Raw genomic sequence first — 15292 nt, forward strand, 5'->3', positions numbered from 1 at the left:
GGCGCAGGTGGCTGGTTGCGGCCTTCTCATGCTGCAGGTTTGAATCAGGCACTTGAATCAGTGGATGGGAGGCGCTGGTCAGAACGGTTGCTGACCGAACAGGAGGAGAGATAGGGACTTAGGCTCAATTTTGGATACGTTTGCTGCACAGGCGTCAGACGTGTGACTGACACCCGTGCAGGGAGAATGGCTTATCTGGATAATTCCACCAGCAGTTCCGGCACCACGGTGAACAGGTCACCCACGATGCCGTAATCGGCCACCTGGAAGATCGGCGCTTCTTCGTCCTTGTTGATCGCCACGATCACCTTGGAGTCCTTCATGCCGGCCAGATGCTGGATGGCACCGGAAATGCCCACGGCGAAGTACAGTTGCGGCGCAACCACCTTGCCGGTCTGGCCAACCTGGTAGTCGTTCGGTGCGTAGCCAGCGTCAACCGCCGCGCGGGAAGCACCTACGGCAGCGCCCAGCTTGTCAGCCAGCGGTTCGATCACGGACTTGAACTGCTCTTCCGAACCCAGGGCACGACCACCGGATACGATGATCTTGGCAGCGCCCAGTTCCGGACGGTCAGACTTGGTCAGTTCCTGGCCGACAAAGCTGGACAGCTGTGCATCAGCCACAGCAGCCACGCTTTCCACGGCGGCAGAGCCACCCTGAGCGGCAGCAGCGTCGAAAGCGGTGGTACGTACGGTGATTACCTTGATGGCATCGGCCGATTGCACGGTGGCCAGCACGTTGCCGGCATACACCGGGCGTACGAAGGTGTCAGCGGATTCGATGGCGGTGATTTCGGAAATCTGTGCCACATCCAGCAAGGCAGCCACGCGCGGCAGCAGGTTCTTGCCAAAGGAGCTGGCCGGAGCCAGTACATGGCTGTAGCCCTTGGCCACTTCCACCACCAGGGCGGACAGTGATTCGGCCAGGCCATGGGCGTACTGGGCAGCTTCAGCAAGCAGTACCTTGCTCACACCAGCCACGCTCTTGGCCGCATCGGCAGCAGCAGCGGCGTTGTGGCCGGCCACCAGTACGTGTACTTCGCCCAGCTTGGCAGCGGCGGTTACGGTATTCAGGGTGCCTGCTTTCAGGCTCTGGTTGTCGTGTTCAGCGATAACGAGAATGGCCATGGCTTACAGCACCTTTGCGTCGTTTTTCAGTTTGGCTACCAGCTCGGCAGCGTTGGCTACCTTGATGCCGGCAGAGCGCTTGGCCGGTTCGGCCACTTTCAGCGTTTTCAGGCGCGGCGTGACGTCCACACCCAGGTCGGCCGGGCTGGTCTTGTCCAGCGGCTTCTTCTTGGCGGCCATGATGTTGGGCAGCTTGATGAAGCGCGGCTCGTTCAGGCGCAGGTCGGCGGTAACAACGGCCGGCAGACGCAGCTTGACGGTTTCCAGGCCACCGTCGATTTCGCGGATCACGTCCACGGTTTCGGCAGCGACATCCACCCTGGAGGCGAAGGTGCCTTGTGCCCAGCCCAGCAAGGCAGCAGCCATCTGGCCGGTCTGGTTGGCATCATCGTCAATGGCTTGCTTGCCGACGATCAGCAGCTGCGGCTGTTCCTTGTCAGCAACGGCTTTCAGCAGCTTGGCCACGGCCAGGGGCTGCAGTTCGGTTTCGGTTTCCACCAGGATGGCGCGGTCGGCACCCATGGCCAGGGCGGTGCGCAGGGTTTCCTCGCACTGCTTGACACCCATGGACACGACCACGATTTCGCTGGCCTTGCCGGCTTCTTTCAGACGGACGGCTTCTTCTACCGCGATTTCGTCAAAGGGGTTCATCGACATCTTGACGTTGGCGATATCCACATCAGAACCGTCGGCCTTTACGCGAACCTTCACGTTGTAATCGACAACGCGTTTGACACCTACTAGTATTTTCACAAGCATTATGTCCTCACTGGTTTCAAGTGACTGACTCAATCCTCCCGCTGGCCAAGTCATCACTCTTGTTATTACTAATGCTTCCTGCAAGCCAAGATCAGCCCAGATACAAACAGCCTGGCCGCTTGCATCAATCTAGTTGACTGAATCCACCCATGACAGGGCATGCCACATTTCTAAAAGCACGAAAATTACTATCCCTGTAAGCAGCAAATTACCACTAACTCCTTCCAACGCAACCTTGGTTAGCGGATTAAAAATTATTAAAAACGGACAGCCCACCATGAATGACTGGAATTTTGGACGCAATATCGCTGGCATAAAGCTGCTGGTGGAACTGGGAATGGATTACAGTATTGACGAAAAAAAATGCCTGAGCGGTACCGGAATAAAACATTCCAACCTGAATGATGCTGCTTTCATTGTGACCGGAGAGCAAGAATTACGTGTGATCAGAAATATCGTCACCCTGCTCCCTGGTGAGAAAAACCTGGGGCTATCAGCTGGCCAGCGCTATCATTTCACCACTTTTGGCATGCTCGGGTTTGCCATGGTAAGCAGTCCAAATCTGAAGATTGCACTTGAGCTTGCCCTGCGTTACTTCAATCTTACTTTTGCATTCTGTCAGTTCTCCATTGAAGAAACAGAACAGGAAGTTCGTGTCAAAATCAGTGCCGATCATCTGCCTGCAGAGCTGAGGAAGTTCTGCCTGGAACGCGATATCACCGCGCTGATAACCATTCAAAGGGAACTGCTGGAGGTAGACAGTATTCTGGTTCAAACCAGTCTTGCCATCCCTACCCCATCGAACCCACAGCCCTATATTGAATTTTTTGGTAGCCGGGTAGGCTTTAACAAGAAAATCACCCTGGCCCATTTTGACAAGAACAAGATGCAACAGCCCATAAGGCAGGCCAACCCGCTGACGCTGCAGCAATGCGAAGATCAATGCGCAAAGCTTATAGAAAGATATTGTTCGCGCATTGGCCTGGCGGCCAGAGTCAGGGCCAAACTGATCAATGACATTCATATGGACATGGAAAAAATGGCTGCCATGTTTTTCATGACTTCACGCACGCTACGCAGGCAGCTGGACGAAGAAGGCACTTCCTTCATCAAACTTAGGGATGAAGTACGTTGTGCCCTGGCAGAGGAATACCTGTCGGCGCTGAATTTGTCAGTAGATGAAACCTCACACCGACTGGGGTATGCCTCTTCCTCTTCCTTCATTGCGGCGTTCCGCAGAATGACGGGCAAAACACCACTATCCTTCAAAAGGACAAATGAAGGCGGCGTTTAAGACAAGGCGCGATATACACCTGACTCAGCTGAGTTCACCCGGGTTTAACAAATCATTGTAATATGACAGCCATTTTCCGGTTTTTTTTGCGAGGCTTATTGCAAGATTGTCCTCTCACAGTGATTTTTTGTCTGCCATCCATACATTCATTGCTTGCATTCTGGCCTATATTGCAAACAAACCCTCAAACAGATGCTTACTCGCATGAAGCACTGTTTGATCCATCATCATGTTTGCAAACACAGCAGATTGAGAAAATCCATCTCACCTAAGCTGCCCTTGCCGATACCTCTACGCCGGACAGTCAAGCCATGAGAAAAACCAGGAAAAATCGAAACACACCAGAGCTGATTATCAAGAAAAGTCTGGAGATGTTTAACAAGCAAGGAGAAAGAAATGTCACAACCAATCACATTGCGCAACAGCTTGACTTGAGCACAGGAAATCTTTATTACCATTATGGTAGCAAAGATGAAATCATTCTCGAATTGGCACGCAGATATACAAATGAATTTAATGAGATAATCCAGCGAAGCATTTCCAACAGCGTGGAATTTGGCAGCATTATCCAACTACTAGAAGATATCATAGGATTACGCTGGGAATATAGATTCATCATGCATGGAAAATTCGGAATGTTTCCATTCAATGAAAATATCAAATCCACATACTTTGCCACTGAGCATAGCAATATCGAATTGCCGGCCAGCAGATTTTTCCAGAAATTATATGATTTTGGAATATTCAATATTCAGCAGCAGGATCTTGATTTACTGGCCAGACAATTCAGCCTACTCCAGGAAGCATGGCTAAGTATGCAGATATTGAACATGCCCACACGCCCCAGCACTGAAATCATATCGGCTGGGCGTCATTACATGCTGAAATTCATTTATCCAACTTTAAACAAAGAATGGCAGTGCAAATGTGACTCTGTCTTTCTAGCCGAACCGCCATCAACTGCCACTCTATTTACATCACCTCAATAAATTCAGCAGCAAACATGCCATACATGATTGTCTACTGACCGGACCCGACGTTCGTTTCAGTAGATTTTTGCATCTCCAGAACATGCGGCCTGCCATCTTGCTGCTTGGCTGCATCGACATCATGCGTAATACCAAAGAACATTGCGATTGCAACAATTGCGGCCAAAGGGGCTGCCATGATCATGACTCGTTACTCCATTAACATTACCAGAAAATGGTAACATTTAGCGACGAATCATATTTCAGAGTATCGGACTTTTTATGTTTATTTCAGGAATTATGATTGGAAAATTTAGCAGCAACGTGAAAGAATTTGAATCATCCTGATTTGCCAGATACGCAGAGGGCTGCTTTCTTAACGAAAACAGCTATTCTTGATTCTGACCTGACTGATAGCCTCGACCGAAAACAATCACAAGTATCACCCCGCAGCGCGGTTTGGTCATAAGACGAGTGAATACAAAGCAACGTACCCACCCGGGTGTACCTTTATTCATATCCCTGCTTTGCTAGCTATCCGGCCAGGGCCAGCATTCATACCGCTCGCTGCCAGGCAAACGGGACAGTCCAGCAAAACGGGTCTTTGTCCACCTTGCCGATGTCACTACCCGAAATCCGCTGCGGCCATTGCGGCCGCAAACTCGCCGAGGGCCACGTGCTGGTCCTCAGCATCAAATGCCCGCGCTGCCGGGCACACAATCACCTGAAGGCCGCCGAGCCTCCTGCCAGCGCGTCATCGCACGCCACTGCAAAGGAAGCACATGCATGGCCCACACCCCACCATCGGTAGCCTGTTCGCCGGCATCGGCGGCTTCGACATCGGCTTTGAAAACGCCGGTTTCACCACCGCCTGGCAAGTCGAAATCAACCCCGTCTGCCGCGCCGTCCTCGCCGACCGTTTCCCCCACGCTCGCCAGTTCGACGACGTGCGCACCGTCGGCGCCCACAACCTTGGCGCCGTTGACGTCCTGGTCGGCGGCTTTCCCTGCCAGGACCTCTCCACCATGGGAGCCCGGCAAGGCCTGGCCGGCCAGCGCTCTGGCCTGTTCTTTGAAGTCTGCCGCCTCGCCCGCGAGTTACAGCCTCGCTGGCTGGTCCTTGAAAACGTCACGGGGCTGCTCTCTTGCCGAGATGGCCAGGACTTCCAGACAGTCATTTCCACGCTTGCCGAATGCGGGTATCTGGGATGCTGGCGGGTGCTGGATGCTTCATGCTTCGGAGTCCCCACAAAACGCCGTCGCGTATTCATTATTGCCGGTCTTCACGAGCATCCCCCCATCGAGCTGCTGGCTGACGCCAGCCCAATGGCAGCTGTTCCTGGCACGCCGCCAGCGCAACAATCCGGGCTCAAGCCTTTCCCTACACTACTTGCCGGACAGGCCCCCAGCCAGATCCCTATCCATGGTGCAGGCCTCATCGCTCAAGCCGACGGACGGGATTCGATGGCTGAGCGGGCCAGAGCGTCTGAGCATCATGGGCTTCGCCTGGGACTGGATGCGACCAACTTTGCAGAGGCTCAAGCTGCCGGCAACGCCGTTGTGCCGCAAGTCGTGGAATGGATCGCCCGGAAGCTGAGGGGGACTTATGCGTAGGGCTGGAGGGTAATCAGGATGAAGGGGGCAAAGGCCCCCTTCTGTTTGGGTGGATGTCGGCCTTAGCGGTCATTCACCGCCAGATTATTAGCTTCCGCTTTTGTAAGATTTTCAGTCGTTCTCGTGCTCTGTGAGGCGAAAGAAGAGGCAATACAAGCCAGTGGTTACAAAAAAATATCAAGATTCTAGTGTGCGCTATTTTCTTTGCCTCGCCAGTTCCAACATTGCGCTACCAATGACATGACTATCAGTGAAGCTTTCCAGCTGGAGCGCCTGCCCGGCTCCTCGCATATCTTTTAATTCCTCATCCTGTCCCAGCTTGTTTTTTCCGATTAAACGGGTAATGCCAATCTGAATACCGACAATATTTTTCAGCAGATCTTGCAGATAGTCCGGTGGCGCATCTGCCATTTTCCAAGGGACAGGCTGCTTGCCTTCATGCATTTTGGTCAGCCTACCTACCACGGCTCTCAGAAACTTGTCATCGTCGATAAAGCGGATCTGTCCATGGGCATGCACTACCATGTAGTTCCAGGTTGGAACCTGGCGCTGAGTTTCCTGTTTGCTGGGATAGTAATGGGGTGATACATAAGCATCCGCCGCCCGGAATGTCACCAGGACGTCATCTCCATCACTTACTTCACTACACAAGGGGTTTCGTCTGGCGATGTGTGCATTGAGCACCCCCAGTGTTCCCTCGTTGCGCAATAGTTCGAATGGCAAGTGATTGGCGTCCAGCCCGGATGTCCCGTGTGTGATCAGGCTACCAAATGGGTGTGCAGTAATGGTGTCATGCAGAGCTGAAATGTCCGTCTGAGCAAAGTGTTCTGGCAAGTACATAGATATCTCCATTTGCTGCCATCAGGGCAATTGCACCACATTCGTTCATGAATGACTCGCCAACGCAACCATCAAGCCCAGCACGACCATAATTGAGCCTGAGACACGTGTCATGAGTCTGGCACGAAGTGCTTTGCCACTGCTGCCGGATACCAGTTGATGAGCAAGAAAGACGGCAATCAGGTCTGCGCTGGTATTCAATAGGACACATACCGAACCCATCAAGACAAACTGGACTGTGGCTGATTGTTGTGGCTGGATGAATTGCGGGATGAAGGCCAGAAAGAACATGGCTGTCTTGATATTCATGGCTTCAACCACGATACCGTCCCGAAAAGCCTTCCATACACCATGCCCCTGGTCCGCTGCAGTATTGCTGCTACTTGCCGGTGCATTCCAGGTCTTGTAGCCCAGATAGATCAAGTAAGCTGCGCCAAGATATTTGAGCAAGCCATAGGCCAGTGGCGAACTGACAATCAGCAATGACAATCCCAGCGCCGCCGCCATGACATGCACCATGCCACCTAGCGCAGTACCAAGTGAAGAGGAAATACCTTCTGCCTTTCCCCCTGACACTGTCCTGGCTGCAACATAAGCAATGCCGGGTCCTGGGATGATGGCCAGTAATACCGCCGCCAGCAAAAATGGGAATGAAAGCAACATGGCTGTTTAATTCTCCGCTGAAATCAAGACAAGGTAATCAGATGGGAGTCAATCACCGAACCCGGCATCATGTGTGCTATACCTTGCATCAGTTCTTCACCCGCTTGGTGCAGTGCCTCGAGCGGCATTTGCGGCAGGCTTTCCAGAATGAACCACATGTGTTGATCAGTGGCGCTGAGCCTGGTTCTGACGCCTTGTCTCCAATTCCAACGCCGGCAGGTGACGCCTGCGTCATCACGCCAGATCACTTCCCCGACCTCTGGTGACTCGGTTGCCGGCTCGCCTGCCTTCATGGTGTCAAACAGCTCGCTGCCATCGGCAATAACGAGGCGGGGGGAGCCGATGTAAGCCGACAGATTTTCACCTCCAACCGGAATGGCGTAGCGCAAGCTGATGGCATTGTAGAGATCAACAACAGGGTCAATGGCAGGCAAGCCGCCATCTTTCAATACACGTTTGCGCAAGGCCTCGGCCGAACACGGCGTGCGCTGAGGCTTGGCACCAAAGGTACGGAAAACCTCGGCCCATGCTTGCAAATGCTCATCCGCCCATGTAGGACCTCCTGTCTGTACAAAGCCACAAGCCGCCTGTAACTGCTGTGTACCAAACTCGGGCACAGCCAGATCGGCTGCTGCCACACGAATGCTGACGGCTCGAAATCCTGGTGCAATTGAAGCAATTTCCGGGCTGATTGAAGGTAAAAATGCCGACATTGAGGTATCCTTTACTGACCGTTTCATTCCATATTACCGACCAATGTCCAAAATAGTCAATATACCGACCGATCCGGGTTCAGATGCGGAAACAATCAGTGCTGCCCTCGCGGCTCGACTCAAGCAGCATCGCAAAGAGCAGAAACTGTCCCTGGATGAGCTCTCGCGCCGGGCCGGGGTCAGCAAGGGCATGCTGGTGGAAATCGAAAAGGGCAATGCCAATCCCAGTATTGCCATCCTTTGCAAACTGGCAGCCGCCTTGGGCATTTCCGTTGCAGACATTGTGAATGTAGCCAGCACTCCATCGATTCATGTAATCGAACAACAGGACATTCCGGTGCTCTGGACGGGGCCAGCAGGAGGCAGCGCACGTTTGCTGGCAGGAACCAGTGGCCCGGACATGGTGGAGTTGTGGCGCTGGGAAATGCATCCTGGAGAGGTATTTACCTCCCCTGGTCACCCGCATGGCACATTTGAACTGTTCCATGTTGAACAAGGCGTATTGGAATTGTGCGTGGCAGATACGGTGACAACCATAAGCGCTGGCAATGCTGCGGTGGCCCGTACCGATGCACCGCATCATTACGCTAATCATGGCGATGGCTTGCTGATATTTACCATGACGGTTGCTGAGCCTGGTTCATGACAAGGTGTCAGGTAATCCACGGATTGCATTGTTCTTTTATGAACCGGCCAACTTGGTGGCCGGTTTCCTAATGAAAGCGGAACGCAAGACGAGCAAATGCAACTGACCGCTTAGGCCGAACTACGGACACGACACCCTGCCTTGAGGCAAGGTGTTTTCATTTGCAGGTAGTAGTAGAGAACGGAGAACCAGGACTTGACTACCCTCCTCCATCACAGGAAAGGGTAGCAGTAAGGAAGCGTTAGATTTTTGCGACCCAGTGCCAAAAAAAGCGCAAAAAGTGACAAAAACCCTGCAAATTGGCGGTGACAATAAAAGTGCAAACGAGTGCCAAAACTGCCGCAAAGTTACACCAGCATTACCAAGATCACCACAGGTCGTTACCGCGTTTACTTTACTACCAAGATGGCAAGCATCAACTACATCGTGGCCGGGTCTCCAACAGGAGCCAGCATGACTGATGCGAACGGTATCTTGCGAGCACGTGGAGGGGGAATGACTGTTGACTACGTGGAGATTGTGACCGGACCTGGCGGAACGACTTCCTTATCCGATTACGACACGATCAGTCTGGTGATCTTCGGGGGTAGAACCTAGCTTCTTTTGCAGGCCAATTTGCACATCCCTTGTGAAGTGAGCTGTGCAAAAAGTTGCGCGAAAATGTGCAAATTAGGCTGCGACGCTACAGTAACATTGGCATCGTTCATTGAGTTCCGATCCAGAGTATAGGAAGCCAAGAAAAAAACTGAACTCTTATCGCCAATGTGTAGGAGTGTTGTGTAGAACTCAGGGGCAAAAAAGCCTTGCAGAACCTGAATTTACTGTAAAAACAACACTTTAGGGGTGTTTGGCGGAGAGGGGGGGATTCGAACCCCCGTCAGGGTATTACCCTGAACACGCTTTCCAGGCGTGCGACTTAAACCACTCATCCACCTCTCCAGATGGCTGCTGAGGCTGTGTTTACTGCGTTTCGGCCTCAGAGGCTGCGCAGTATATAAGCCCTTAAGCGGCTGTGCAAGGCTTTTTGTAAGCGTCATGCAAAAAAAGCGTGGTGTGATAATCGGCGATGGCAGCGCGCTCACGTGCCAGCCAGTCGGCAATGGCACGACGAAATTGCGGGTGGGCAATCCAGTGGGCCGAGTGGGTGATGACCGGGGTAAAACCACGGGCCAGTTTGTGTTCGCCTTGCGCGCCGCCTTCGAAACATTGCAGCCCTTGCTGGATGGCGTATTCGATTCCGCTGTAATAGCACAGCTCGAAATGCAGGCAGTCCACGCTTTCCAGCGCACCCCAGTAACGGCCATAAAGCGTGCTGCCGTCTTGCAGGCACCAGCTGGCGGCAATGGGCTGATCTCCCCTTCTGGCGATGAACAGAACGCAGTGGCTGGGCAGTAAACGACCTGCCATGCGGAAGAAGTCCAGATTGAGATACGGCGGCGAGCGGTGTTCCAGATAGGTCTGGCGGTAGCAGCGTTCAAAAAACTGCCAGTGCAGATCAGTAATTTCTGCACCGCACAGTACTTGTATGCTGATGCCGGCATCACGCACCTTGCGCCGCTCCTGACGGATTTTCTTGCGCTTGCTTTGCGACAGTGCTGCCAGAAAAGCATCGAAATCGGCATAGCCCTGGTTTTGCCAGTGAAACTGCACACCGTGGCGAACCAGCCAGCCGGCCTGCTGCAATAGCATCAGTTCTTCTGCCACAGGAAACAGGACATGGGCCGATGAGAGTTGATAATCCGCCACCACTTGTTGCAGGCCGCCGATGAGCGCGGCTCTGGCTTCGCCCTGCCCCAGCAGGCGCTGACCGGTAACCGGGGTGAAGGGTGAAGCCAGCAGCAGCTTGGGATAGTAGTCCAGCCCGGCGCGTTGCCAGGCTTCGGCCCAGGCCCAGTCAAACACGTATTCGCCACGCGAATGGCTTTTGAGCCAGGCGGGTGCCAGGCCTTGCAGCTGGCCGTGCTGCTCGCTCCAGATGGGCAAGGGCTGCCAGCCGGTGGCCGCGGTGGCACAGCCGCTGTCATGCAGGGCGGTCAACCATTGCCGCTGCATGAACAGGCCGGCATTTGCGGCAAGGCGGTCCCATTCTGCCGCATCCAGGGCATTGAGTTGATCGGCCAGTTGCAGATTCACGTGGTTTCCTTTCGGGCAAGTGCGCATTCTTGGGGTAAAATCGACACTATCCAAACCCATGGTTGTGTTCAACATGCGTATTGCGCTCGCTCAGTTCAACCCCGTTGTTGGCGATATCGCCGGCAATACCCGAAAAATTCTCGATCTGGCCCAGGCTGCCATCGCCCAGGGGGCGGATGTGCTGGTGACGCCGGAGCTGGCGCTCACCGGCTACAGCCCGGAAGACCTGCTGCTGCGTGACAGCTTCTATCAGGCCTGTTCGGCCGCCATGGACCAGTTGCTGGAGCTGGATGGCATTACGCTGGTGATTGGCCATCCGGTCAAGCTGGGTCATGAACGTTTCAATGCGGCCACCGTGCTGCGCGACGGCAACCGCCTTGGCCAGTATCACAAGATGCTGCTGCCCAATAACGAAGTGTTTGACGAGTGCCGCTACTTTACTCCGGGTGCCACGCCACTGGTGTTCCAGCAGGGCGAACACAAGGTGGGCGTGCTGATTTGCGAGGATGTATGGTCGGTAGACCCTGCTGCCGAGGCCGCCGACGCCGGGGCGGATGTGGTGGTGGTACTCAATGCCTCGCCTTTCCATCGCAACAAGATTGAAACCCGGCACGAGGTGCTGCGCTACCGCAGCGAAGAAACCGGCCTGCCCTTTGCCTATGTCAACCTGGTAGGCGGTCAGGACGAGCTGGTATTTGATGGCGCGTCCTTTGCCGTCAACAAGGCTGGCGAAGTGGTTGCCCAGGCCGCCGCCTATGATGACGAATTGCTGCTGGTGGATTTTGCTGCGGGCGATCTGCAAGCCGCTCCCGCCAAGGCCACCCTGCCCGACCCGCTGGAAAGCGTGTACCGCGCGCTGGTGGTGGGTGTGCGCGACTACATCAGCAAAAACGGCTTCCCCGGCGTGCTGCTGGGGCTGTCCGGCGGCATCGACTCGGCCCTGACACTGGCCATTGCCGTGGATGCACTGGGCGCGGACAAGGTGCATGCGGTGATGATGCCCTCGCGCTATACCGCCGATATTTCCGTCATTGATTCGCGCGACATGATAGGCCGGGTGGGCGTGAAGTATGACGAAATTGAAATCTGGCCGATGTACGAAAGCTTCATGAATGCGCTGGCTGCCAATTTCAACGGCCTGGCGGAAGACACCACCGAAGAAAACCTGCAGGCACGCATTCGCGGTACCTTGCTGATGGCGCTGTCCAACAAAACCGGCAAGCTGGTGCTGACCACCGGCAACAAGTCGGAAATGACCACCGGCTACTGCACGCTGTACGGCGACATGGCTGGCGGCTTTGCCGTGCTGAAGGATGTGGCCAAGACCCTGGTATTTGCCCTGTGCCGCTGGCGCAATACCCAGGGTGAAATCATTCCGGAGCGCATCATCACCCGCCCGCCGTCTGCCGAGCTGCGTCCGGATCAGAAAGACCAGGACAGCCTGCCACCCTATGAAGTGCTGGATGCCATCATGGCGCGCTATGTGGAAGAAAACCTGTCGGCCGAACAGATCATTGCCGATGGCTTTGCCGAAGCCGATGTGCGCAAGGTGGTGCGTCTGCTGAAAATCAACGAGTACAAACGCCGCCAGGCACCGGTGGGCCCGCGTGTCACCCAGCGTGGTTTTGGCAAGGACTGGCGCTACCCCATCACCAACAAGTTCAGCTGAAGTCTGGCGGGCTGCACAGCCATGCAGCCCGTATGCACCTCCATTACATAACAAATGACTCCGGGATCACCATGAACCTTCGCCCTGCACTCGTCGCTCTTCCCCTTGCCGCCTTGTTGCTTACCGGCTGCGCCAGCCCGCTGGCCGGCAAACCGGCAGACCTCGCCACCCGTCAGGTACTGCGTGACAACCTGCAACATGCCAGTTACAACTTCAGCGGCGAGCTGGGCTTTACCTCGCTGCACGGCAGCAGCGCCGATGATGCCAAGCCGCAGCTGTCTTACACCATCAACCAGATAGCGCGTTCCACCAAGGTGGCCATCAATGGCGCGCTGGACCAGACCAGCAAGCGGATGGAACTGATTCCGTCCTTCCGCTTTGAACGGCGCAATCTGCAAGCCAGCCTCAGCCTGCCGCTGGAGCTGAACCTGCAGGATTTCTCGCTGCTGGTGGACCCATCCGCCTTCGACTTGTTCGTACCCGAGCTGTATAGCGAGCAAACACGTTTTGTCCGCTTCAAGCTGCCCAGCGACATCGCCGCCAGAATTCCGCTGGATGCCATGATAAAAGCCCTGCCCGGCCTGGTGGATGAAGGTTACGGCACGGTGGACAAGCAGGTATTTGCACTGGAGCCGCTGGATGACACCGCCCGCCAACTGGGTGCCAGCTACCAGTTGCGCATTGCCATGAATCCGCTGCAGGAAAGCCAGGTAGTGGTGCATATCGTGGATGGCCTGGTCAAGGTGATCCAGCAGGAGGCCGAGCGCCAGGGCCGTCCGGAAGATGGCAAGCAGGCTGCCGACGCCGCGCAATTGGTTCGCGCTCTGACACAGCGTTCGGCTGCCGACTTGCAAGCCACGCGCACGGTGTCGCACCTGTATGCCAACCGTCAGGGTCAGTTGCTGGGGATAAACCAGGAAATCACGCTGGACACCCCGCAGCTGCGCGGCCTGGCCTATCTCCACATGCGCTACAGCAATCACGGCAAGCCCGTGTTTGCCTACCAGCCTGCAGCGTCAGACATCATCGACTACGACAAGCTGCCCAAGCCGCAATGGCTGCAGGACCTGGCCAAGTAAGCATGGCCAACACTCTTTAACAGCATGATCCGAACCGCCGCCCCCACTTGCTGTCACACTTTGCTGCCCAGCAAGGTGAGCATGACAGGGGCGGCGTTTGCCATCCGGCGGTTGCCGGCACTGCCATGACAGTCACTTGCAATTGCCTCAAGGACCCCAGATGAAAAAATTTGCCCTGGCCATGCTGGCCACCGTGCTGACCTTGCCGGTACAGGCTGCCGCCATCGCCCAGCTCAAGGCCTTTGTCAATGACACCAAAACCCTGTCCGCCAGCTTTACCCAGGTGGTCAGCGCCAAGAACAAGAAAGAAGAAGTCTCCGGTCAGCTGGAAATCTCCCGTCCCGGCAAATTCCGCTGGAGTTACAACAAGCCGTACGAACAGCTGATTGTCGGTGATGGCAAGACACTGTGGATTTACGACAAAGACCTGGCCCAGGTCACCCGCAAGAACCTGGACGGCGCACTGGGCAGCAGCCCGGCTGCGCTGCTGGCCGGCAATAATGCCATCGAACGCGACTACATCCTGAAAGAAGCCGGCAAACAGGGCGATGTGGAGTGGCTGAGCGCCAGCCCGAAAAAACAGGACAACACCTTCAACGCCATCCGCATGGGCTTTAGCAACAAGATGCTGGTGGAAATGGAGCTGACCGACAGTTTTGGCAATAACACTCGCATCCGCTTTGCCAATCAGCAGAAAAACCCTGCCCTGGCTGCCAGCCATTTCAGTTTCACCCCGCCCAAGGGAGCGGATGTGGTCAGCGGCGACTGAACAGCCGCCAACTGACGTGCACCGGCCAGCTCAGGGTGACGGCTTCCAGCCGGACTGCTGCAAAAAGCGGTCAACCTGGCGGGTATAGTCGCCAGCCACGCCCAGCTGCTGGTTGATCTGAGCGTGGCTCAGGTCCTGCGGCATTACCTGCACCACCACCCCGGCTTGCCTGCCTTTGTCAGCCAGGCCTCGCGCCTGCTTGCAGGATTCCGCCCGCTGCAAGGAGCACACGGCCAGTAGCGGCGGCGTGCCAGCGCCCAGCAAACGGGTGGGCGACAAGCGGTCCCAACGCGCGGCATCGCTACCAAAAGCCTTGTCATACAAGGGGAAATGCGGGCCTCGCATGATGTCCGCTACCTCCAGCGCTGCACTGTCCAGCAGCACGCTGGACACCCAGGGCTGCACGCCATGGCGCTGGCGCAGCGCGGTATCGGTACTCAGCAAGCCGACAAGGTGCGCCCCAGCCGAGTGTCCCATCAATACCAGCTGCCGCCTGTCTGCACCCCATTCGGCAGCATGCGCCTGCACCCAGGCCACCGCGCGGGCCACATCATCCGCCTGATCCTCCACCGGGGCCTGCGGCAGCAGGCGATAATCCAGCGACACCAGCACCACCCCGGCAGGCAGCCAGTGCGCCAGCTTGTTATCCACCACATTGACCGCCTGCTTGCTACCCACACGCCAAGCCCCGCCATGCACCATCACCAATAATGGCCGGCCCTGCCCTTCGTCTGCCGGCAGATAGACATCCAGTCGCTGGCGCATATCAGGGCCATACGCCAAGTCCGCCAGCTTGCGTGCACCAGCAGGCAAACGGCCACTGCTGGCAACATCCTCCTCTGCCAGAGCATCGTGACTGGCCGCCCGCTGCTGCAACCAGTTCTGCAGGGGGCCAGCCTGCACCGGCAATGCCAGCAGCAGCCATAAACAGAGTACAACCGGCTTCATTCCGCACCTCCTCAATTCCAGTTCACGGTGCCTGCGGCAGGCAGAACACAGCTGATATACTAGCAGCCTGT

16 protein-coding genes and 1 tRNA gene are annotated in these 15292 nt (G+C 55.6%); 8 read left to right on the plus strand and 9 right to left on the minus strand.

The genetic code is table 11. The annotated features are described in order from the left end of the window. Window positions 1-191: 191 nt before the first annotated feature. Together DKK66_RS19180 and DKK66_RS19185 are read right to left on the minus strand one after the other, a co-directional pair. Window positions 192-1127 carry an electron transfer flavoprotein subunit alpha/FixB family protein gene (locus tag DKK66_RS19180; protein ID WP_131360627.1) on the minus strand — a complete coding sequence of 312 codons (936 nt, stop codon included), beginning with the start codon at window positions 1125-1127 and terminating at the stop codon, window positions 192-194. Between the two features lie 3 nt (window positions 1128-1130). Then, window positions 1131-1880, minus strand: a complete 750-nt coding sequence (locus DKK66_RS19185; RefSeq protein WP_131360629.1) for an electron transfer flavoprotein subunit beta/FixA family protein — start codon at window positions 1878-1880, stop codon at window positions 1131-1133. A 283-nt stretch (window positions 1881-2163) separates the two neighbouring features. Between DKK66_RS19185 and DKK66_RS19190 the strand changes: the two genes are divergently transcribed. Then, entirely contained in the window at window positions 2164-3180 is a 1017-nt protein-coding gene (locus DKK66_RS19190) for an AraC family transcriptional regulator (protein ID WP_131360631.1), read from the plus strand. 311 nt (window positions 3181-3491) lie between these two features. Continuing rightward, a complete protein-coding gene (locus DKK66_RS19195) occupies window positions 3492-4169 on the plus strand; it encodes a TetR/AcrR family transcriptional regulator (RefSeq protein ID WP_131360633.1) in 678 nt (225 codons plus the stop codon). 31 nt (window positions 4170-4200) lie between these two features. On the opposite strand, the gene DKK66_RS20255 is transcribed toward DKK66_RS19195, so the two are convergent. Then, on the minus strand, window positions 4201-4353 hold the full coding sequence (locus DKK66_RS20255) for a hypothetical protein (RefSeq protein ID WP_165494236.1): 153 nt from the start codon (window positions 4351-4353) through the stop codon (window positions 4201-4203). Between the two features lie 414 nt (window positions 4354-4767). On the opposite strand from DKK66_RS20255, the gene DKK66_RS19200 reads away from it, so the two are divergent. Together DKK66_RS19200 and DKK66_RS19205 are read left to right on the plus strand one after the other, a co-directional pair. Further along, the gene (locus DKK66_RS19200; protein WP_131361102.1) at window positions 4768-4959 is read left to right on the plus strand and encodes a Com family DNA-binding transcriptional regulator; all 192 of its coding nucleotides are present in this window, start codon (window positions 4768-4770) and stop codon (window positions 4957-4959) included. After that, entirely contained in the window at window positions 4931-5761 is an 831-nt protein-coding gene (locus DKK66_RS19205) for a DNA cytosine methyltransferase (protein WP_131360635.1), read from the plus strand. The genes DKK66_RS19200 and DKK66_RS19205 overlap by 29 nt, the downstream gene beginning before the upstream one ends. Window positions 5762-5956: 195 nt before the next feature. Here DKK66_RS19205 and DKK66_RS19210 read toward each other — a convergent pair whose 3' ends face one another. Genes DKK66_RS19210 through DKK66_RS19220 form a run of 3 tightly spaced genes read right to left on the minus strand, consistent with a single transcriptional unit; the run spans window position 5957 to window position 7977 of the window. Beyond that, the gene (locus DKK66_RS19210) at window positions 5957-6601 is read right to left on the minus strand and encodes an FMN-binding negative transcriptional regulator (protein ID WP_124645559.1); all 645 of its coding nucleotides are present in this window, start codon (window positions 6599-6601) and stop codon (window positions 5957-5959) included. A gap of 45 nt (window positions 6602-6646) precedes the next feature. Further along, on the minus strand, window positions 6647-7264 hold the full coding sequence (locus tag DKK66_RS19215) for a LysE family translocator (RefSeq protein WP_131360637.1): 618 nt from the start codon (window positions 7262-7264) through the stop codon (window positions 6647-6649). A 23-nt stretch (window positions 7265-7287) separates the two neighbouring features. After that, window positions 7288-7977, minus strand: a complete 690-nt coding sequence (locus tag DKK66_RS19220; RefSeq protein WP_131360639.1) for a B3/4 domain-containing protein — start codon at window positions 7975-7977, stop codon at window positions 7288-7290. A gap of 43 nt (window positions 7978-8020) precedes the next feature. On the opposite strand from DKK66_RS19220, the gene DKK66_RS19225 reads away from it, so the two are divergent. After that, window positions 8021-8623 carry a helix-turn-helix domain-containing protein gene (locus DKK66_RS19225; RefSeq protein WP_131360641.1) on the plus strand — a complete coding sequence of 201 codons (603 nt, stop codon included), beginning with the start codon at window positions 8021-8023 and terminating at the stop codon, window positions 8621-8623. A gap of 848 nt (window positions 8624-9471) precedes the next feature. Here DKK66_RS19225 and DKK66_RS19230 read toward each other — a convergent pair. Continuing rightward, window positions 9472-9562, minus strand: a tRNA-Ser gene (locus tag DKK66_RS19230). 63 nt (window positions 9563-9625) lie between these two features. After that, window positions 9626-10756, minus strand: a complete 1131-nt coding sequence (locus DKK66_RS19235) for a GNAT family N-acetyltransferase (protein ID WP_242673525.1) — start codon at window positions 10754-10756, stop codon at window positions 9626-9628. Between the two features lie 73 nt (window positions 10757-10829). Between DKK66_RS19235 and DKK66_RS19240 the strand changes: the two genes are divergently transcribed. The 3 genes from DKK66_RS19240 (at window position 10830) to lolA (ending at window position 14273) form a co-directional block, all read left to right on the plus strand. Further along, entirely contained in the window at window positions 10830-12425 is a 1596-nt protein-coding gene (locus tag DKK66_RS19240; RefSeq protein WP_131360643.1) for an NAD+ synthase, read from the plus strand. A gap of 71 nt (window positions 12426-12496) precedes the next feature. After that, entirely contained in the window at window positions 12497-13504 is a 1008-nt protein-coding gene (locus DKK66_RS19245; protein WP_131360648.1) for a hypothetical protein, read from the plus strand. A gap of 160 nt (window positions 13505-13664) precedes the next feature. After that, entirely contained in the window at window positions 13665-14273 is a 609-nt protein-coding gene (gene lolA / locus DKK66_RS19250; protein ID WP_045848680.1) for an outer membrane lipoprotein chaperone LolA, read from the plus strand. A 30-nt stretch (window positions 14274-14303) separates the two neighbouring features. On the opposite strand, the gene DKK66_RS19255 is transcribed toward lolA, so the two are convergent. Next, the gene (locus tag DKK66_RS19255) at window positions 14304-15221 is read right to left on the minus strand and encodes an alpha/beta hydrolase (RefSeq protein WP_131360650.1); all 918 of its coding nucleotides are present in this window, start codon (window positions 15219-15221) and stop codon (window positions 14304-14306) included. Between the last annotated feature and the right edge of the window lie 71 nt (window positions 15222-15292).

This window comes from Aquitalea sp. USM4, assembly GCF_004328945.1.
GTDB classification, from domain to species: Bacteria; Pseudomonadota; Gammaproteobacteria; order Burkholderiales; family Chromobacteriaceae; genus Aquitalea; species Aquitalea pelogenes.